Annotated in this window: 14 protein-coding genes; 9 read left to right on the top strand and 5 right to left on the bottom strand. The window is 71.8% G+C overall.

Annotated elements, in window-relative coordinates; all coding sequences use genetic code 11:
- Positions 1-67: 67 nt before the first annotated feature.
- The 4 genes from QFZ76_RS11775 to QFZ76_RS11760 form a co-directional block, all read right to left on the bottom strand.
- Entirely contained in the window at positions 68-1,093 is a 1,026-nt protein-coding gene (locus tag QFZ76_RS11775; protein WP_307673662.1) for an L-idonate 5-dehydrogenase, read from the bottom strand.
- A gap of 16 nt (positions 1,094-1,109) precedes the next feature.
- Complete coding sequence (locus tag QFZ76_RS11770; protein ID WP_307673661.1) at positions 1,110-1,868, bottom strand: SDR family oxidoreductase; 759 nt, start codon at positions 1,866-1,868, stop codon at positions 1,110-1,112.
- A 10-nt stretch (positions 1,869-1,878) separates the two neighbouring features.
- Positions 1,879-3,276 carry a GntP family permease gene (locus QFZ76_RS11765; RefSeq protein ID WP_307673660.1) on the bottom strand — a complete coding sequence of 466 codons (1,398 nt, stop codon included), beginning with the start codon at positions 3,274-3,276 and terminating at the stop codon, positions 1,879-1,881.
- A gap of 67 nt (positions 3,277-3,343) precedes the next feature.
- Positions 3,344-3,862 carry a gluconokinase gene (locus QFZ76_RS11760; RefSeq protein ID WP_307673659.1) on the bottom strand — a complete coding sequence of 173 codons (519 nt, stop codon included), beginning with the start codon at positions 3,860-3,862 and terminating at the stop codon, positions 3,344-3,346.
- 143 nt (positions 3,863-4,005) lie between these two features.
- On the opposite strand from QFZ76_RS11760, the gene QFZ76_RS11755 reads away from it, so the two are divergent.
- Positions 4,006-4,707, top strand: coding sequence for a FadR/GntR family transcriptional regulator (locus tag QFZ76_RS11755; RefSeq protein ID WP_307673658.1), 702 nt, complete (start codon positions 4,006-4,008; stop codon positions 4,705-4,707).
- A 39-nt stretch (positions 4,708-4,746) separates the two neighbouring features.
- Here QFZ76_RS11755 and QFZ76_RS11750 read toward each other — a convergent pair whose 3' ends face one another.
- The gene (locus QFZ76_RS11750; protein WP_307673657.1) at positions 4,747-5,169 is read right to left on the bottom strand and encodes a YchJ family protein; all 423 of its coding nucleotides are present in this window, start codon (positions 5,167-5,169) and stop codon (positions 4,747-4,749) included.
- A gap of 371 nt (positions 5,170-5,540) precedes the next feature.
- Here QFZ76_RS11750 and QFZ76_RS11745 point away from each other — a divergent pair, with 371 nt between their 5' ends.
- The 8 genes from QFZ76_RS11745 to QFZ76_RS11710 are packed head-to-tail and all read left to right on the top strand — an operon-like array spanning position 5,541 to position 19,590.
- Entirely contained in the window at positions 5,541-7,406 is a 1,866-nt protein-coding gene (locus QFZ76_RS11745; protein WP_307673656.1) for a phage tail sheath subtilisin-like domain-containing protein, read from the top strand.
- A 46-nt stretch (positions 7,407-7,452) separates the two neighbouring features.
- Complete coding sequence (locus QFZ76_RS11740; RefSeq protein WP_266442404.1) at positions 7,453-7,977, top strand: phage tail protein; 525 nt, start codon at positions 7,453-7,455, stop codon at positions 7,975-7,977.
- 32 nt (positions 7,978-8,009) lie between these two features.
- The gene (locus tag QFZ76_RS11735) at positions 8,010-8,753 is read left to right on the top strand and encodes a hypothetical protein (protein WP_307673655.1); all 744 of its coding nucleotides are present in this window, start codon (positions 8,010-8,012) and stop codon (positions 8,751-8,753) included.
- Positions 8,746-9,558, top strand: a complete 813-nt coding sequence (locus tag QFZ76_RS11730; protein ID WP_307673654.1) for a hypothetical protein — start codon at positions 8,746-8,748, stop codon at positions 9,556-9,558. Before QFZ76_RS11735 ends, QFZ76_RS11730 begins: the two co-directional genes overlap by 8 nt.
- On the top strand, positions 9,555-10,421 hold the full coding sequence (locus tag QFZ76_RS11725) for a DUF4255 domain-containing protein (RefSeq protein WP_307673653.1): 867 nt from the start codon (positions 9,555-9,557) through the stop codon (positions 10,419-10,421). Before QFZ76_RS11730 ends, QFZ76_RS11725 begins: the two co-directional genes overlap by 4 nt.
- 33 nt (positions 10,422-10,454) lie before the next feature.
- Positions 10,455-12,446: an ATP-binding protein gene (locus QFZ76_RS11720; protein WP_307673652.1), complete on the top strand. Its 1,992-nt coding sequence runs from the start codon at positions 10,455-10,457 to the stop codon at positions 12,444-12,446.
- On the top strand, positions 12,437-12,772 hold the full coding sequence (locus QFZ76_RS11715; RefSeq protein WP_307673651.1) for a hypothetical protein: 336 nt from the start codon (positions 12,437-12,439) through the stop codon (positions 12,770-12,772). The genes QFZ76_RS11720 and QFZ76_RS11715 overlap by 10 nt, the downstream gene beginning before the upstream one ends.
- Positions 12,769-19,590: a DUF4157 domain-containing protein gene (locus tag QFZ76_RS11710; RefSeq protein ID WP_307673650.1), complete on the top strand. Its 6,822-nt coding sequence runs from the start codon at positions 12,769-12,771 to the stop codon at positions 19,588-19,590. Before QFZ76_RS11715 ends, QFZ76_RS11710 begins: the two co-directional genes overlap by 4 nt.

Raw genomic sequence — 19,590 nt, 5'->3', positions numbered from 1 at the left:
AAGCGGCTTCACCCAGGCTGCGAGAGCTGGGGCGAATCGATGCTCGGGGGGCGCAGTCCAGTCGACGTCAGGGTGCGAAGTCCAGCAGTACCTTGCACGACCGGCTCCGGTCCGCCGCCAGCGCGAACGCCGACTCGGCCTCCCGGACGGGCACCACCGCGCTGATCAGCTCGTCGAACACCGGCTCCGCCGCGAGCAACGCCAGCGCGTTGTCGAACTCGCCGTCGAAGCGGAACGCGCCGCGCAGTTCTGTCTCGCGGCTGACGACGAGGTTCCCGGCGAAGGGCGACTGCCCCGGCGGCAGCATCCCGAGCTGCACGACCACACCCCCGCGCCGCACCAGCCGCAGCCCGGTGTCCAGCCCGGCGGCCACGCCTGACGCCTCGATCACCACGTCCACCTCCGCCGGCCACCCGGCGTCGTCCGGATCATCGGCCCGTACGACGGTGTCGGCACCGGCGACCCGTGCGTACGCGAGCGCCCGCGGCACCAGGTCCGTCACCGTCACGCGCGCCGCCCCGGCGGCCTTCGCCGCCGCGACGACCAGGCAGCCGATGGGCCCGGCGCCGGTGACGAGGACATGCTTCCCGGCGACCTCTCCGGCCCGTCGCACCGCGTGCAGCGCGACGGACAGGGGCTCGGCGAGCGCGGCCCGGCGCAGCTCCAGGCCGGCCGGGAGCGCCCTGACCTGCTCGGCGGGTACGACCATGTGAGCCGCGAACCCGCCCTGTACGTGCGGAAACCGTGCCGCGCTGCCCAGGTAACGCGTGTCCCGGCAGACGTTGCGGCGCCCGTCCGCGCACTCCGGGCAGACCCCGCAGGGTGTGGCCGGGTGCACGGCGACTGCCGTACCGGCAACCGGCCCTGACGCGCCGGCACCGTACGAGACGACCGTTCCGACCACCTCGTGGCCGAGCACCATCGGCTCCTTGAGCCGGAAGTCGCCGACTCCGCCGTGCCGCCAGTAGTGCAGGTCGGACCCGCACACCCCGCCGTACCGCACGGCCACCAGCGCCTGGCCGGGGCCGGGGTCCGGTACCGCCAACTCCTCGACCCGCAGGTCACCCTGGCCGTGGATCACGCAACCCAGCATCAAAGCCTCCCGGAGGTCACAGCACGCTCGTCATGCCACCGTCGACATACAGCACCTGTCCGCCGACGAAGTCCGCGGCGGGCGAGGCGAGGAACAGCACCCCGCCCACCAGGTCCTCCGTACGGCCCCAGCGGCCGGCCGGGGTGCGGCGCCGTACCCACGCGCTGAACTCCTCGTCGTCGACGAGGGGCCGGGTCAGCTCGGTCTCGATGTAGCCGGGGCCGAGGCCGTTGACCTGGACGCCGTACGGGCCCCAGTCCGCGCACATGCCCTTGGTGAGCATCTTCAGTGCGCCCTTGGTGGCCGCGTAGGGCGCGATGCCGGGGCGGGCCACCTCGCTCTGCAGCGAGCAGATGTTGATGATCTTGCCGTGGCCGCGTTCCGTCATCCGGCGGGCGGCTTCCCGGCCGACCAGGAAGGCGCTGGTCAGGTTGGTGTCCAGGATCCGGTGCCAGTCGGAGTCGGTGAACTCCAGGAGCGGGGCGCGCAGTTGCATGCCCGCGTTGTTGACCAGGATGTCGAGCGGGCCGACCCGTTCCTCCACCTCCGCTATGCCGTCCGCCACCGACGGCCCGTCGGTGACGTCGAACACGGCCGTGTGCACCTCGCCGGGCAGCTCGGCGGCGGCCTTGGTGAGCCGCTCGCCGTCCCGCCCGTTGAGGACGACCCGGCAGCCCGCCTCAGCGAGGCCGCGGGCCAGCGCGAGTCCGATGCCCCGGCTGGAGCCGGTGACGAGGGCGGTCCGCCCGCCGATGTCGAACAAGGGGTGACTCATCGCCGTACTCCTAGATGATCAGCGAGAGGAGGAGGACCACACCGCCCGCGACCACGGAGATGATCGTCTCCATGACGGACCAGGTCTTGAGGGTCTGGCCGACGCTCAGGCCGAAGTACTCCTTCACCAGCCAGAATCCGGCGTCGTTGACATGGCTGAAGAAGAGCGAGCCGGCGCCGATGGCCAGGACGAGCAGGGCCGTGTGGGTCGTCGACATGTCGGCCGCGAGCGGGGCGACCAGGCCGGCCGCCGAGATCGTCGCCACGGTCGCCGAACCGGTCGCCAGCCGGATCGCCACCGCGATCAGCCAGGCCAGGAGCAGGGCGGGGATCGACCAGTCCTTGGAGATGTCCAGGATCATCTGGCCGACGCCGGAGTCGATCAGCGTCTGCTTGAAGCCGCCGCCCGCGCCGACGATGAGCAGGATGCCGGCGATGGGCGCGAGGCCCTTCTCGACGAGCTGCGAGACCCGCTCCTTGGCGAACCCGGCGGGCCGCAGCAGCGTGAAGATGCCGACCAGCACGGCGGCGAGCAGGGCGATCAGCGGAGAGCCGATGACGTCGAAGGTGCGCTGCACGGTGTGGGTCGGGTCGTCGATGACGATGTCGACCAGGGCCTTGGAGAGCATCAGGACGACCGGCAGGAGGATCGTGGCGAGCGTCGCGCCGAAGCCGGGGCGCCTCTCCAGTTCCTCGGAGGCGCGCTGCGGGATCATTCGCTCGGGGGCCGGCACGTCCACCCAGCGGGCCGCGTACCGGGCGAACAGCGGGCCGGCGATGACCACCGTCGGTATGGCGACGAGCACGCCGAGCGCCAGCGTGACGCCCAGGTTGGCCTTGACCGCGTCGATCGCGACCAGCGGGCCGGGGTGCGGCGGGACCAGACCGTGCATCACGGACAGACCGGCGAGCGCGGGGATGCCGATGCGCATGAGCGAGTAGTTGCCGCGCTTGGCGACCATCAGCACGACCGGGATCAGCAGCACCACGCCGACCTCGAAGAACAGCGGCAGTCCGATCACCGAGGCGATCAGCACCATCGCCCACGGCATGGTGCGGCCGCTGGCCTTCGCCAGGATGGTGTCGACGATCTGGTCGGCGCCCCCGGAGTCGGCGAGCATCTTGCCGAGGATCGCGCCGAGGGCGATCAGCACACCCACGCCGGCCACGGTCGAGCCGAGCCCGGTGGTGAAGCTGGTGATCGCCTTGTCGAGCGGCGCCCCGGCGAACGCGCCGAGCGCCAGTGACCCGATGGTCAGCGACAGAAACGCGTGGAGCTTGAACTTGGTGATGAGCAGGACGATGACGGCTATGCCCGCCAGAACGGCGATACCCAGCTGAGCGTGGCCGGCCGAGGTGATCGGCTCGGGTGCGTCCGCTGCCAGCATCTCGACACTGAGTCTGGTCACAGGGGATTCCCTTGCAAGTACGGGGAGAGGGGAGGGTGTTACTGGGGAGGGGAGTTGGGGAGGGGTGTCACCGGGAGACGTCGGGGAGGACGCTCAGTGCCTCGGCGGCCCGCTCGGTGATCTCCTCGGGGCTTCCGGAGACGTCCACGGCGACTCCCGCCTCGCCCGCCTGGAGCGGCTGGAGCGTGGCGAACTGGGAGTCCAGCAGCGCGGTCGGCATGAAGTGGCCCTGCCGGTGTGTCATGCGGTCCTCGATGAGCTTCCGGTCGCCCGCGAGGTGCACGAACACGACTCCGGGAGCGGCGGCCCTGAGCCGGTCGCGGTACGACCGCTTCAGGGCGGAGCAGCTGACCACCCCGCCGAGCCCGGCCCGCTCGTGCGCCCAGGCGCCGATGGCGTCGAGCCACGGCCACCGGTCAGCGTCCTCGAGCGGGGTGCCGGCCGACATCTTGTCGATGTTGGCCTGGGGGTGGAAGTCGTCGCCCTCGGCGTAGGGAACGCCCAGCCGGGCCGCGAGCAGGGGACCGATCGTGGTCTTGCCCGTGCCGGCGACGCCCATGACCACGACGACGTGAGGGGTACGCATCACTGCCTCGCTGTCTTCCTCGACATCCGACGTCGACATCTGACGTCGGCCACACTGAAACCTATTAGGTACGACGAATTCAAGAGCCTGTGACAAATAAGTCTGACTTTTTGTTCCTGTGATCTGCCCCGTACGCTGAGTGCATGAGCACATCGGGCCGGGGGCTGCACGGCCGCGTACTGGAAACCCTCGGCCCCGCCATCACCGCGGGCGCCTACCCGCCCGGCAGTGTCCTGCGCACCGACGAGCTGGCCCAGAGGTTCGACGTCTCACGCTCCGTGATGCGCGAGGCGGTCCGCGTCCTGGAGTCCATGCACCTCGTCGAGTCCCGCCGCCGCGTGGGCGTGACGGTCCGTCCCGCGAACGAGTGGAACGTCTTCGACCCTCAGGTCATCCGCTGGCGCCTGGCCGGCGCCGACCGACCCCGCCAGCTGCGCTCCCTCACCGTCCTGCGCTCCGCGATCGAACCGGTCGCCGCGGGGCTCGCCGCCAAGTACGCCACGGCCGACCAGTGCGCCGAACTCACCGAGTGCGCCCTGGGCATGGTGGCCCACTCACGAGGCCACCAGCTCGAGGGCTACCTGGTCCACGACATCGCCTTCCACCGCGTCATCCTCAACGCCTGTGGCAACGAGATGTTCGCGCGTCTCGGCGACGTCGTCGCCGAGGTGCTCGCCGGCCGCACCCACCACGAGGTCATGTTCGACGACCCCGACCCGGCCGCCGTCACCCTGCACGTCCAGGTCGCGGAAGCGGTCCGCGCGGGGGACGCCGTCCGCGCGGAGGCGCTGACCCGCGAGATCACCGTGGGCGCGCTTCAGGAGCTGGACATCCTCGCGCCGTAACCGGGTCCGGGACAGGCCTGGTCGAGGGCCCGGACAGGCCTAGTCGAGGAAGGTCCCGTCCACGTACACCCACGCGCCGTCCACCCGCTCGAACCGGCTCCGCTCGTGCAGCGAACCGCCCCGGTACGAGGCCCGGAAGGTCACGGTCCCGGTGGTGTGGAACGCCGATCCCTCGCTCGTGGCGAGGATCTCCAGACCGGTCCAGCGCATGCCGGGGTCGAACTCGACCCGGGGCGGCCGGGTCCGGGGGTGCCAGGTGCGCAGCAGGTATCCCTCGTCGCGCTTCACGAAAGCGCTGTAGCGCGAACGCATCAGCGATTCCGCGGTCGGTGCCGCGGCCTCACCCCGGTGGAATCGGCCACAGCACTCTGCGTACGTCTCCCCAAGATCGCAAGGGCACGAGGGCTTGTGAGCAGGGGCGGAAGGGCTCTGGGACCGGAGATGCGAGGTACGTCGGGGCATGACCACCATTCTGCTAGAACATCGCCTGTGGGAAACCTGTGAAGCACCTGTTGCGACTCGCGCACATCGTGTGCGAGTCATGCGCGGCACCCTCCATCGAACCCCCCTGAGGCGTGGCGTGAAGACGCCTTGTTGTCCAACTCTTCGCACTCCACCGTGGGTTGAGCACTTGAGCATCAGGAGTCACAAGCGTGTGCGCTTGACCCGGGCGGCCGTCCGTCCGGGCACTGACGGGGGAAGCTGATGCGGTGTCCGCGGACCGGCGCGCCTTCGCGCGCCCGGGACCTTCCGCCTGCACCGCGACGAAACCTCTCCTTTCTGCCGTCTCTTGGTGCCTGTCGATCGGTGCCCGAAAAGGGATTGGAGGGGGAATGCCGACGAATGCAGTGAACGCCGCCAGGCCGACGTATCCCGGCGTCTATGTCGAAGAGCTTCCCAGCAGCACCCGCACCATCTCCGCCGTGACCACGTCGGTGACCGCCTTCGTGGGACACACCCGGCGGGGTCCGCTGAACGAGCCGGTGCGCGTCACCGGCTTCACCGAGTTCGAGCGGCGCTTCGGCGGGCTCGGCTCGAAGAGTGCCCTCGCCTACGCGGTGCACCAGTTCTTCGGCAACGGCGGCACCGTCGCCGTGATCGTCCGGGTGGCCAAGGCCGGCAGCGGCAAGGCCGCCTGCGTCGTCCTGGAGTCCACCGAGGGCCACAGCGAGAGCCGTGTGCTCGAGGTCCACGCCAAGGAACCCGGCGTGTGGGGCAACGGCCTGCGCGTCGCCGTCGACTACGACACCCCCGACCCCGACGCGACCTTCAACCTGCGGGTCTACGACGCCAAGGGCGACGCCCGCGAGAGCTTCACCGGGCTGTCCATGGACGCCTCGAACGGGCGGTACGCGCCGACCGTGATCAACGCGGGGTCGCGGCTCATCCGCGTCGAGGCCGTCGGCGAGGGGCGCCCCGACCCGTCCGGCACCGTCTCCAAGCCGTTCGGGCACGAACTGCCCGATCTGGCCGTCGACCTGACCGTCAAGATCGGCGACGTGGAGCGCGAGTTCACCCTCTACGACCCCGACTGCGACGGGGAATCCCCCTCCAGCGTGGCCGAGTTGGCGCTACTGCTCGAACGCAAGCTGCGGGCGCTGCCCGACGCCCCGGGCAAGCACGCCTTCGCGGGCGCCGAGGTCACCGCCTTCGGCCGGCGCGTCCAGGTCGTCGCGGGCTCCACCGACCCCGAGGACGTCGTCCGCTTCGTCGGCGAGTGCGCCAACGACCTGGGCCTGGAGGCCTCGGTCAACCCGCCGGTCTTCCCGCTGGAGGGCGGCGAGGACGGCGAGGCGCCCGGACCGCGTGACCTCATCGGCTCCGAGGCCGACAAGACCGGCATCCAGGCCCTGCGCGGCGTCGCCGACGTCAACCTGCTGGCGCTGCCCGAACTCGCCTCGTACGAGAAGACCGAGGACATGCTCACGGTCGTCTCGGCGGCCCAGCGGCTGTGCCAGGAGCGACGGATCTTCCTGCTGGTCGACGCGCCCAGCACCTGGGTGAGCGTCGACACGGCACGGGCCGGCCTCTCGGCCTTCGACGCCGTCCGCGGCAACCACGCGGGCCTGTACTTCCCGCACCTGCAGCTCACCGACCCGCTCACCGGGCGGCTGCGCTCCTTCCCGCCGTCCGGCGCGGTCGCGGGCGTCATCGCGCGCACCGACTCCGAGCGCGGCGTGTGGAAGGCGCCGGCCGGCACCGAGGCGCGGCTCGCGGGCGTGCACTCGCTCACCGTCGACCTGACCGACCGCGAGACCGGGCTGCTCAACCCGCTCGGCGTCAACTGCCTGCGGACCTTCCCGGTGACCGGGCCGCTGGTGTGGGGCGCCCGCACCCTCGAAGGCTCCGACGCGCTCGACAGCGAGTGGAAGTACGTGCCCGTGCGGCGGCTCGCGCTGCACGTCGAGGAGAGCCTCCAACGCGGCCTGCAGTGGGTCGTGTTCGAGCCCAACGACGAGAGCCTGTGGCAGCAGATCCGGCTCGGCGCCTCCTCGTACCTGCACACGCTGTTCCGCCAGGGCGCCTTCAAGGGCAGCACCCCGCGCGAGGCGTACTTCGTCAAGTGCGACCACGAGACCACGACCGACGAGGACGTCGCGAACGGCGTCGTCAACGTCCTGGTGGGCATCGCGCCGGTCCGGCCGGCCGAGTTCGTCGTCGTCAAGATCCAGCAGACGTCGGGCCAGTTCGCGCTCTAGGGGCCACCCCCGACGCCGCAGAATCATGGAAAGCTGAAGGAATCCGATGGCTGAGTTCACGGTCAACGCGCATCGATTCGACCCCTACAAGAACTTCAAGTTCCTGGTCCTGTGGGACGGTCGTACGGTCGCCGGCATCAGCAAGATCAGTCCGCTGAAGCGGACCACGGAGGTCGTCAAGCACCGCCACGGCGGCGACCCCTCCTCCCCGCGCAAGTCGCCGGGCCGCTCCGAGTTCGAGGGCGTCACCCTGGAGCGCGGCGTCACCCACGACCCCGAGTTCGACCGCTGGGCCAACAAGGTCTGGCAGGTCGGCGCGGGGCTCGGCTCCGAGGTGTCCCTGGCCGACTTCCGCAAGGACCTCGTGATCCAGGTCCTCAACGAGGCCGGACAGGTCGCCGTCTCGCACAAGCTCTACCGGACCTGGCCCAGCGAGTACCAGGTCCTCGGCGAACTCGACGCCAACGCCAACGCGGTGGCCATCCAGTCGCTGAAGCTCGAGTGCGAGGGCTGGGAGCGGGACTACGAGGTGCCCGAACCGGAGGAACCGTCGTTCCTCAACCCGGCATGAACCGGGCGTAGTCGATCGGATCGGGGGAGGACATGGCGATCACCGGGGCGGCCGAACTGCTGGCCGCCTGGGAGTCGGGACTGGCCGAGGCACCGGTCGGGCGCGCGCTGCTGCTGCACCGTGCGGCCCGGCCCGACGTCGATGCCGGACGGCTGCCCTCGGTGCCCGTCGGCGAGCGCGAGGCGGACTTGTTCGCGCTGCGCCGGGCGCTGTTCGGCGAGCGGATGCAGGTACGGCTGGAGTGCGCGGCGTGCGGCGCGGACATGGAGTTCGAGCTGGACGCCGGGCAGCTGGCCGGTTCGCTCGGCGGGCGCGGCGAACACGTCGTGCGGGTTCAACAGGACGGCTGGAACGTCGAGTTCAGGCTGCCCGGTATCGCCGACCTGGCGGCGGTGGCCCGTGCCGCGGACCCGCGTACGGCGCTGCTCGCGCGGTGCCTGGTCTCGGCGACGCACCACGGGAGCGCGGTGCCGGCCGGGGAGCCGGCGGCGGGGGAGTTGCCCGCAGCCGTGCAGCGCCGGATCGCCGAGGCCGTCGAGGCGGCCGATCCGGGCGCCGACCTCACGCTCAACGTGGCCTGCCCCGAGTGCGGGCAGGCCACCCGGGCCGAGCTCGACATCGCCTCCTACCTGTGGACCGAACTGGACGCCTGGGCACGCGACGTGCTCCTCGACGTCCATCTGCTCGCCACCGCGTACGGCTGGAGCGAGCCGGAGATCCTGGCGCTCAGCCCGCTGCGGCGCCGCTACTACCTGGAGCTGTGTGCGGATGTCTGACACCTCTGCCGAGCTGTCGGGGCCCGACTTCCTCGACCGGCTGATCGCCCGGCACGCCGCACCGGCCACCGCCCCGCGCCCCGGCGCCGGGCGGGTGCGGCCCCGGCTGCCCGGCCCCTTCGAACGGGTCGAGGCGGTACGGGCCCAGGCGGCGACGCCGGACGAGGACGGGCTGTTGTGGCCCTCCACCACGCCGACGGTCCTGCCGCCGCCGGACGCGCCGCGCCCGGCCGCGTCCGGCGAGGCCCGGGTGTACACGGAACGGGAGCGGACCGTCGTACGCACCGAACGGGCGCCCGCCGAACCGGCCTCGCGCCCGGCCGCGCAGGCCGCCCCGGAGATCCCCCTGCTGCGGCCCGCCGCGCCCCTCGCACCGCGGCAGGTGCCCTCCGCCGCCGGGCGGCGCGCGGAGGGACAAGGGCGCTCCGACCGGGGTACCGACCGGCCCGCGGCGTCCGTGCCCACCCTCCCGGGTGCGGACGCCGCCTTCCCCCGCCGTCGTGTCCGCGGCGCTGCGCCCCGCCGCCGCGGACACGACGGCAGCACGGGACGCCGTACGCCAGGCCGCGGCCCGGCGACCCGCGCGGGCGGCCGAGCAGGTGGTGCAGGTGCAGATCGGGCGGCTGGAAGTGACGGCGGCCGGGTCGCCGTCCGGCGGCGCGCGGCAGCGGCGGACGCCGCAGGCGGGGCGTGCGGGGGCGACCGTGAGCCTCGCGGAGTACCTGGCACGGGGGCGCGAGTGAGCCGCGCACAGGCAGCAGTGGGACGAATTCGGCTGGATGGAACCGAGGGACTGACGTCATGAGCAACGCACTGGCCATCGCCCATGTCACCCAGGCCCTCGCCCTGCTGATCGAGAACAACGTGGGGCCGGAGTTCGGCGAAGCCGTCAAGGTCGAGCCGCGCAAACCGCCGGCCGACGCGCAGGCCGAGCCGACCATCTCCGTGTTCCTCTACCAGGTCACGCCCAACACCTCGCAGCGCAACAACGACCTGCCGACGCGCGCGTCGGACGGCACCCTGGTCAAGCGGCCCGCCGCGGCACTCGACCTGCACTACCTGATCAGCGCGTACGGCGAGGAGACGGAACTGGTCGGGCAACGGCTGATCGGCTCCGTGGTGCGCACCCTGCACGAGACACCGATCCTGCCGAAGGACGTCGTCGAACAGGCCGGTGAGCGGCCCTACCTGGCCGGGAGCGACCTCGCCGAGGCGGCACAGCGCGTGCGGTTCACGCCGACGGTGATGGACATCGACGAGACGTCGAAGCTCTGGGGGATGCTCCACCAGACCCCGTACTCGCTGTCCGTGGTCTACCAGGCGGCCCTCGTCTTCATCGACGGCCGCCAGACGCCGGTGCCGGCGAAGCCGGTGGAACGGTCCGACGTGCGGGTGGTGCCGTTCGTGGCGCCGGTCCAGGAGGCGGAGACCGAGGATCCCGTCTCGACGCCCGAGCCCGCGTCCGAGCCCGCGCCTGCTTCTGCTTCTACTTCTGCCAAGCAGGCCGTGAAAGCCCCTGCGAAGTCTGCGGCCAAGACGGTGGCCAAGACGGTGGCCAAGGCGCCGGCCGCCCGGACCCGGAAGGCCGCCCAGGCGGGCAGGTCCGCGCAGCCGGAACCCCGCAAGCGCAGCGGTCGCCGGGCCGACGGCGAAGGCACGGAGAACTGAGACCGGATGGGGACGACGGGGGCAGGTGAGGACATGGAGACGAACGAGCCGGGTACGCCGGGTACGCCGGGCGCGACGGGAACGGCCGACGGGGCGGGCGCGCGGGACGGCGGCGCGGCGCTGATGGCGGAGATCCGGCGTGTGCTGTCCCGCGTCGACGCCCACGCGGCGGGCGAGGACGGCCGGGGAACCGACGCCCCGGTGCCGACGACCCCGTCCGTCACCGAGCCCTCGGCCGACCCGCTCGACGCACTGGTCGCCTGCTTCGGCCTCACCCCCTTCGAGCGCGACCTGATCCTCCTCACCGCCGCCGACGAACTGGACCCCACGACCGCCGCCCGCTGCGCCGCGGCCTCGGGCGACCCGCAGCGGGCGTTCCCCACCTTCGCGCTCGCGCTGGCCGCGCTGGCCGAGCCGCACTGGAGCGCCCTCACACCCGTCGCGCCGCTGCGCCGCTGGCGGATCGTCGAACTGGACGACGAGTCACGGCTGACCACCTCCCGGCTGCGGCTCGACGAGCGCGTCCTGCACTTCCTGCTGGGCTCGCCCTACCTGGACGCCCGGCTGCACGGCCGCCTGCGCCGCTCCCCCGCGCCGGACCGCCTGCCGCCGTCGTACGACCTGGCCGCGAGCCGGGTCGCCGAGGGATGGGTGACGGGGAGCGACGTGCCGGTGGTCGAGGTGACCGGCGGGGACCTGCGCAGCCGCGCCGACATCGCCGCCGCGGCGGCCGCCCGGTCCGGGCTCGGGATGTACGCGATGGGTGCCGAGGACGTCCCGGCGGACCCCGCCGAACGGGACGCGCTCGCCCGGCTGTGGCAGCGCGAGGCGATCCTGCTGCCCGCCGCGCTGCTGCTGGAGGCGGGTGAACTGGACCGTGACCAGCGGGCGGCGGCCGAGGCGTTCCTGGCCGGGGCCGCCGTACCCGTCGTGGTGTCGAGCGAGGACCCGCTGCGTACGGACCGCCCGCACGGCGCGCGGGTGTCCGTGCCCCGTCTCGACGACGAGGAGCAACTCGCCCTGTGGTCCGACGCGTTCCACCCCGTCGCGGACATGGACGACACCGAACTCCGGTCCCTGATCGCCCAGTTCCAGCTGCCACCGCACGTCGTACGGTCCGCGGCCGCCACCGTGCGCCGCCGGCTGCCGTACGAGGACCGGCTCGACCCCGCCCAACTCGCCTGGCGGGCCGGGCTGGAGGAGGCCCGCATCGGCATGGACGAGCTGGGCCGCCGCATCGAACCTCAGGCCGGCTGGGACGACCTCGTCCTGCACGAGCGGCAGACCAGCGTGCTGCGCGAGATCGTCGCGCATGTCCGGCAGCGGGCGACCGTCCACCAGGAGTGGGGATTCGCGGCGACCCTGCGCCGCGGTCTCGGCGTCACCGCGATGTTCGCGGGCGGCTCCGGCACCGGCAAGACGCTGGCCGCCGAGGTGATGGCGAAGGAACTGGGCCTCGACCTGTTCGTCATCGACCTCTCGCAGGTCGTGAGCAAGTACATCGGCGAGACGGAGAAGAACCTCCGCCGCGTCTTCGACGCCGCCGAACGCGGCGGCGCGCTGCTCCTGTTCGACGAGGCCGACGCCCTCTTCGGCAAGCGCAGCGAGGTCAAGGACAGCCACGACCGGTACGCCAACCTGGAGGTCAGCTACCTGCTGATGCGGATGGAGGCCTACCGGGGCCTCGCCATCCTCACCACCAACATGAAGAAGGCCCTCGACACGGCCTTCCTGCGCCGCATCCGCTTCGTCGTCGACTTCCCCTTCCCGGCGGAGGACGAACGCGCGGAGATCTGGCGCCGGGTGCTGCCGCCCCAGGCACCCGTGAAGGACATCGACCCCGCGCTGCTGGCCCGGCTCACCGTCGCGGGCGGCTCGATCCGCAACATCGCGCTGTCCGGCGCGTTCCTGGCCGCCGAGGAGGGCGATCGCCTCCAGATGCGGCACATGCTCGCGGCGGCCCGCACGGAGTATCTGAAGCTGGAGCGCTCCCTGACGCCGACGGAGGTCCGGGGATGGGTGTGAAGCGGATGGGCGGGAACGGCGGGAACGGCGGGAACAGCGGGAACGGTGGCACCAAGGCGCCCTCGGCGATACGCGTGGACATCGGGGAGCTGGTGCTCGACGGCTTCCGCGCCGACCCCGAGCATGTCTCGGTCGCCTTCGAACGCGAACTGACCCGCCTGGTCCGGGAACACGGCGTACCGCTGGCGGCCGACGGCGCCCTCACCGTCGACGCGCTGACCGGCCTCGCGCCCCTGCCCGCCGGCCTGTCCGCCCGCCGCCTCGGCCAGGAACTGGCGCGGGCCGTGCACGAGGGCCTCAGCGGCCACGGGGAGGTGACCCGGTGACCGCCAACGCCCAGTCGCAGGACGACCGTTCCGAACAGTCGGCCGAACAGCGCCGCCGTAAGCGCAAGGAACGTGCCGCCAAGTCCCGTACCCCTGAGCCCAAGAACATCGTCAGCGGCGCCGGCCAGCCTCTCGATCCCGGCGTACGGCGGGAGTTGGAGGAACGCCTCGGCCACGACCTGAGCCGGGTACGCCTGCACACCGGCCGGGACGCCGGACACCTGACGGACCTGCTCGGCGCGGACGCGGTCGCGGTCGGCCAGGACATCTTCTTCGCCGAGGGCACCTTCAAGCCCGGCACCGACGAGGGCCGCCGCCTCCTCGCCCACGAACTCCTGCACACCGTCCAGAACCCGCACGGCCTCGGCACCCTGCGCGCCGGCCGCGAACTGGGCGCGGTGAGCCTGCCGCAGCAGGCGATCGAGCGGGAGGCGGAGTCGGCGGCGCGGGACCTCGTACAGCAGCCGGAGTCGGGCGCGGACGTCGCTCAGGTCGAACAGGGTCAGGCCACGCCCGGCTGGCTGCGGTACGCGACCGTCGACGCCGACCGTCGCCGCATGGAGCAACTGGACCCGGCGACCCTTGTCGACCGCCTGGCCAACGGCCTGCTCCGCTCCCTGCGCGGCGACCCGGAGGACCGGTCGGGGCGCGTGCGGTTGCAGCTGGCGCGGATGGCGCCGCAGGTGCAGGACATCGTGCTGGACCGGTTGGAGCTGCGGCTGCCCACGCCCGTGCTCGACCGGCTGTTGGCGGCCGTGGAGGAGACGGAGCAGGCCGGACCGCTGCCGTCGGAGGCCGCGGCGGCGCCGCTGGCCGTGCCCGGGGCGGCCGAGGAGATCGAGGAGGAGCGTCGGCGGGCCTCGGCCGAGGAGCAGCAGGAGGCGGAGGAGCGTACCGATGCTGACCGTGACGGGGATGTGGTCGGTCGGCAGGAGGACGACGGACGGAGCGGGTCCGGCGGCCAGCGGGACGAGGAGGCCGAGGACTCTGCGGGCGCTGCGGACGCTGCGGACCAGGAGGGCGCGCCCGGCGAGAAGGGCGCTGCCCGGGATCGCGAGGTCTCGGCGGGGCAGCAGCAGGAACGGTCCCAGGAGCAGCAGGAGGACCGGAACGCCTCCGGCCAGGACGCGCAGAAGGACGCGGCGGACGAGCGCCAGGGCGCGGCGAACGCCGAGACGGAACAGAAGGAACAGGACCAGAGCGACGAGCGGGAGGCCGAGGAGGAGTCCGAGGGCGCGCAGGGCGAGGCCACGCCGGAGCCGGAGAAGCAGGCCGGTGAGCAGGAGCCGCCGCAGTCCGAGGGCGCGGGCGGCAGTGAGGCCGCCGCCCGGCAGGCAGCCGCCCCGGGGACGGTGGACCGGAGCGGGGCCGAGCCCGGCGAGCGGACCAGGACGGGTGGGGGCACCGCTCCGGCCCGCGCCGTGGGCGACCCGTCGAACGAGGAGGACGCCGACGACGAGCCGTTGGGGCTGGAATCGGTGGCGGAGGACGACACCGAGGCGTCGGACGCGGAGCCCGACGAGCAGGGCGGCACCGGCTCGGTGCCCGACATCGACCTGGTCGGCGCCACCCCGGCCGCGAAGAACCCGACGCTTGTCGAGCAGCGCAAGAAGGATCCCGCACGTCCGATGAGTCCCGCGGCCGTCGAGACTCCAGCCGTTCCGAGCGGCCCGGAGCAGGGCGCGACCGCAACCGGCACCTCCAGGGACGCCGGCTCGGACGCCGCGGAGAACGACTCCGAGGACCAGGACCTCTTCGCGGCGCTGTCCGTCGAGCAGGACTCCGGGGCCGGCGAAGACAGTGGTGCCGACTCGGAGTCGCGGGCCGGCGACGCCACCGCGGCACCACTGGCGGAGTCCGCCGACCGGGACTGGGACCGGAAGCAGACGGAGGCTCAGCGGGAGGACGCCGACGCCCGTCGCCGTGACGAGGAGGCCCGAACCGCCGACGGTGCGCCGGGCGGCGGCACGACCCCCGGCCCCGGGGAGACGGCACCGCCCGGACAGTTGGACAAGGCGGGCGAGGACGCCCGTAAGCAGGAGCCCGGGACGTCCCCTTCCGGGTCCGCCGCGTCGGGGGGAGACAGCCGAAAGGGCGGAACCGAGGAGCAGGGTGGCGGACGCGGCACCGACACCGCCGGTGCGCAGCAGAAGCAGAGCAAGGAGACCGGGGCAGGCCCTCAGGAGAGCGCCGGGCGCGGCGACAACCGCTCCGAGCAGGGCGACTCGGCCCAGGCGTCCGTGCCCGCCCCCGCCCCCGAGCCCGGAGCGCGGGACGTCACCGAGGGCCGCGGTCCCGCCACCTCGGCAGGACCGGAGACCGGGCCGGACCGGGTCTCGACCCCGGGCCCGGCCGCAGCGCCCAAGCTCGCCCCCGGCAACGGCCCTTCCCCCTTGTCCGCCGGGCCGGAGGCGGCGACCAACACGCCCAAGGCCGCCCAGGCTCCGGCATCCGGCGCCTCGACCGGCTCGCGCGCCCGGCCCACGGGAAGCAAGCGCGCGGCGGCACGCCAGGTGGCGAAGAACGCCCGCCGCGGCGGAGGAGGAGGCGGCGGCCGTACGGCGTCCGCACCCGCACCCGTACGGTCAGGTGGCCGCAGCGGCGGCCGTTCCGCCCCGGCCGGAGGCGCCAAGCCCAAGAAGGAGGCACCCGCCCCGGACGTCTCCAACGCCACGCCCGAGTCGGGCCTGGCGACGGCGGGATCGCTCAAGCCGCACCAGGCGCTGGAGACGCTGAAGGGCGTCGACGGCGCGGTGGGCCGCTCCGTCGAGAAGGAGCGCTCGACGCTGCGCAAGGCGCCGCCGACCACGCAGCGACCGTCCGGTTCGCCGCGCACGGTCCCCGGCGGCCCGACGCCCGCGGCCCCCGGCACCTACACCAACGCCAAGGTCGCCCGCACCGAGGCGACCCCCGGCAAGACCCCCGAGATCACCGGCGACCAGAAGCCGGAGGGCGAGGTGCCGGGGGCGAACGTGCCGGAGCCGAGCTGGTGGGACATTGCCGTCACCATCGGCGCCCAGCTCTTCGGCAAGCTGCTGAAAGAGATCCTGCCGCTCGACGACCTGATCGACTCGATCCTCGGGCTGCCCACCAAGGACGAGGGCCTGCAGAACGCCCGCGTGGGCGACGCTCCCCGCCTGCCGCTGGAGGACGACTCCGACCCGCAGCGCACCGACGAGCAGAGCGGCAAGCTCGACGAGCGGAAGACCGAACTGCACCAGGCCGGGCGGGACGACGCGGCCCGCCCGATGGGCGAGGACCAGCTCTACCCGGACGTCCCCAAGGAGACCCTGACCGGCAAGGTGGCCGGCGGGAAGAAGGGCGGGAAGTCGAGCGGACCGCGCTCGGTGTCCGGCGGTGTGCCCATCGAGTCCGCCTCCGCCGTCGCCGAACACGACCGCGGCCCGCAGATCCAGGCCGGCTTCGCCGAGGGCCGGAACAAGATGGGCCAGGAGCGTCAGGCCAAGGACAAGAAGGCCACGGACGACCGCAAGCAGCACGACGAGGACCTCAAGCGCGAGGTCGACGCCAGCGGCAAGAAGCAGGCCGACGCCCGGGACAAGGGCCGCTCCGACATCTCCGACTCCCGCGACCGGTGGCGCAAGGAGCAGGACGACAAGGTCGCGGAGATCGACGACAAGAAGGGCAAGAAGTACGACAAGGTCCGAGAAGACGTCAAGAAGAAGGAAGAGGACACCGACAAGGACGTAGACAAGCGCACCGAGGACGACAACAAGAAGATCGAGACGGAGCAGACCACCGCCGAGCAGGACGCGGAGAAGAAGCAGAACGAGGGCAAGGACGACGCCGACAACTGGCTCGAAGACGCCATCGAGAAGCTGAAGGAGTTCTTCGAGGGCCTCAAGAACGCCATCAAGGGCATCTTCGAGAAGGCCCGCAAGGCCGTCACCGACCTCATCGACCAGTTCAAACAGCAGGTCTTCAAGCTCATCGACGATGCCCGCAACTGGGTCATCGACCAGATCAACACCTTCGCCGACGCCCTGATCGCCCTCGGCGACGAACTCCTCGCCGACTACCCGGCGATGCGCGACAAGTGGCGCAACACCATCGACGGTGCCCGCGACTGGGCCGTGCAGAAGGTCAACGAGTTCGCCGACGCCCTCAAGGAGGTCGCCGGGAAGCTGCTCGACGGCCTGTGCGGCGCGCTGCTCGCCGGCCTCGACCTGCTGGAGACCGGACTGCTGGCGGCCGTCGACGTCGCAGAGTCCGTCACCGTCAGCGCCCTGGAGTTCGGCGCGGCGGTGGTGTCGGGCCTGGGTGAGTGGGCGGCCATCTTCAACGACATCGTCTCCGACCCCGGCGACTGGATCAGCAAGGCGGGCGCCGCGGCCGAGACCGGCGCCAAGGAACACCTCTTCAACGAGATCAAGACCGCGGTCAAGGCCTGGTTCAACCAGAAGGTCCAGGAGATCATCGGCGTCCCGATGGAGGACTTCCAGGAGCTGGTCTCCGGCGGCGTCACGGTCGACCAGATGGCTCAGATGGCCTGGGACGAGGCGGTCCCCCAACTGCCCTTCATCATCGGCGTCATGGTCGTCGAGAAGGTCGTCGCCAAGCTCATCCCCGGCGCCGGCTGGGTGATGGCGGTCATCGACGCGCTGCAGACGGCGTGGGGCGCGCTGAGCGAAATCCTCGCCGCCTTCGGCCTGTTCATGGACTTCCTGAAGTCCGTCAAGAGCGGCAACGGCGCGCTCCCGTTCGCGAAGGCGGTGGCGGCCGGGGTCGTGGCCCTCCTGGAGCTCATCTACGAGTTCCTCATCGAGGGCGTCAGCAGGTTCATGGGCAAGGTCGCCGAGCGGCTCGGCGGCATGCTGAAGAACCTCCGCACGAAGAAGGACAAGCCCGGGCAGCCGGACACCCCCGACCAGCCGTCCACACCGAACAAGCCGAAGGACGAGAAGCCGAAGGACGAGCAGCGCCAGGACGAGAAGCCCAAGGACGACGACCCCACGGCCACGAACAAGCCGGCCGATCGCCGCCCCGCCCCGCGCAAGCCGTCCCCGAACAAGACCTCGCGCCCCCAGTCCAAGCCCCGCCCCGGCAAGCGCTCCTCCCCGGAGAAGAAGCCGCGCCCCGCCCACACCACCCGCCCGAAGAAGCGCCGCGACGACGACGAACGCCGTGCGGAGGGCCGCGACGTCAACGCGGCCAGGCGGCGAGCCAAGGACGCGGAGCGGCGGACGCGCGACGAGGACAGGAAGGACCGCACCGACCGCCCCACCCGCCGCGGCCCGGCCCGCGACACACTCCGCCCCGACCGCCGCCGCGACGACGACCGGGACCGCGATCCCAGGACCAACCGCCCCGACGAGCGTCGGCGCACTACGGACGACCGTCGCCAGGACGACGACCGGTCGACCGACCGCCGCCGCGACACCGACAGGGACCGTCGACCGGGGGACCGCGCCCGCCGTCGCGTCCGCCGTGCCCGCCAGACCGTCAAGTCGGCCGTCAACCGCGCCCGCCGCGCGGTCGGCAGGCTGTTCGGCAAGACCCGCCGCAGGATCGGCGGCCGGCTGAACGACCGGCTGCGGCGTCTGCGGGAGCAGTGGCGGCGTCGACAGGACCGTGACCGGACGCGAGACCGGGACCGGGGCCGGCAGCGGGAGCAGGAGGGCAGGAGGGACTACGACCTGCCGTACGTGAGATTCAGGACCATGGACGGCGACCCGCACACGCTCCTCTTCAAGGGCAAAGGAAAGAGCGCCGACCTCGCGACGCGCAGCAGGTTGCAGGACATTCAGGAGTACTTCGACGGCTGGCGCAAGGAGATCGCCCAACTGAAGGACTCGGACCCGGCGCTCTGGGCCAGGCAGGACCAGGCTCTCAAGAGCTCGACGGATCAGCACAAGGTGGTCGAGCGCGGGCAGGACGCTCTGCCTCCGAGCCGCAGCACTTACGGCATCAGCAGCAAGCCCTTGGGGGACCGGGCCTTCCAGCTCCAGCTGGAGAATCTCAAGGCACAGATGGAGTATCTGGCCGAGCTTCTCGAGCAGCGGCAGTCGGCCGAGGGGGAGCCGCCGTTGCCGCCCACTGTTCTGCCACCCTTCGCGGACGGTCCTCTCGCCTACAGCTTCAAGGCGTCGTACATCAAGGAGTCGACGCCCGCCGGAACAGAGGCCGAGAACCGGACCGGTGCCCTTCCCGAAGGATGGAACGCCGTGCCGACCGCGAATGACGAGCGGAAGAACAACTGGGTGCGTATGCATATGCTCCCGGCCCGGCTCGGCGGTCACGCCTCCACGTCCAACCTCGTCCCCGCCCGCAAGATCAACAACAATGACGCAGCCAACGTGGTGGAACATCCGGCCGCGCGTTCTCTGGGGCATGTGATCAAGGGAGTTGGCCCTACGGGAGGCAAGGAAAGGATGATCTGGTACGACGTGGACATCTCGTACTGGCCGACTCATGCGGGATTCCCCAAAAACGTGAACGTGACCTGGGGTGGTTACCGGGTCGAGAATCACCAGTGGATTCGGGAGCGGAACTCCAAGGGCAGCTGGCCAGGGAAGTTCGATCCGCCGGGAAAGCCCTCCACGATCAACATCAACACCGCGGCAGCCCCCACCATCAGGGCGGCAACCGGCATCAGTCCGCACTTCGCGGAAGCCATCGTGAAGATTCGGGACACGGGAGTTGTCTTCAGCAAGTTCCAGGAGCTTATACGCGCCCTGCAGACGAGGCAGGACCTAGGTGGAGCGGGTGGGGTGGTCTCTGGCGGTGTCAACGAGAACCGCGGCGCGGCCATCGAGCAACTGAAGAATGCCGAGCACATCCTGCGGTACAAGGACTGA

Origin of the sequence: Streptomyces sp. V4I2 (genome assembly GCF_030817655.1) — a bacterium.
GTDB lineage: Bacteria > Actinomycetota > Actinomycetes > Streptomycetales > Streptomycetaceae > Streptomyces > Streptomyces plumbiresistens.
This window is presented reverse-complemented; position numbering and strand designations above follow the sequence as displayed.

Bases quoted from the DNA above. Each gene is read 5' to 3' on its own strand.
- QFZ76_RS11775 (WP_307673662.1), bottom strand. From the start codon at position 1,093: ATGCTGGGTTGCGTGATCCACGGCCAGGGTGACCTGCGGGTCGAGGAG.
- QFZ76_RS11770 (WP_307673661.1), bottom strand. From the start codon at position 1,868: ATGAGTCACCCCTTGTTCGACATCGGCGGGCGGACCGCCCTCGTCACC.
- QFZ76_RS11760 (WP_307673659.1), bottom strand. From the start codon at position 3,862: ATGCGTACCCCTCACGTCGTCGTGGTCATGGGCGTCGCCGGCACGGGC.
- QFZ76_RS11755 (WP_307673658.1), top strand. From the start codon at position 4,006: ATGAGCACATCGGGCCGGGGGCTGCACGGCCGCGTACTGGAAACCCTC.
- QFZ76_RS11750 (WP_307673657.1), bottom strand. From the start codon at position 5,169: ATGCCCCGACGTACCTCGCATCTCCGGTCCCAGAGCCCTTCCGCCCCT.
- QFZ76_RS11745 (WP_307673656.1), top strand. From the start codon at position 5,541: ATGCCGACGAATGCAGTGAACGCCGCCAGGCCGACGTATCCCGGCGTC.
- QFZ76_RS11740 (WP_266442404.1), top strand. From the start codon at position 7,453: ATGGCTGAGTTCACGGTCAACGCGCATCGATTCGACCCCTACAAGAAC.
- QFZ76_RS11735 (WP_307673655.1), top strand. From the start codon at position 8,010: ATGGCGATCACCGGGGCGGCCGAACTGCTGGCCGCCTGGGAGTCGGGA.
- QFZ76_RS11730 (WP_307673654.1), top strand. From the start codon at position 8,746: ATGTCTGACACCTCTGCCGAGCTGTCGGGGCCCGACTTCCTCGACCGG.
- QFZ76_RS11725 (WP_307673653.1), top strand. From the start codon at position 9,555: ATGAGCAACGCACTGGCCATCGCCCATGTCACCCAGGCCCTCGCCCTG.
- QFZ76_RS11720 (WP_307673652.1), top strand. From the start codon at position 10,455: ATGGAGACGAACGAGCCGGGTACGCCGGGTACGCCGGGCGCGACGGGA.
- QFZ76_RS11715 (WP_307673651.1), top strand. From the start codon at position 12,437: ATGGGTGTGAAGCGGATGGGCGGGAACGGCGGGAACGGCGGGAACAGC.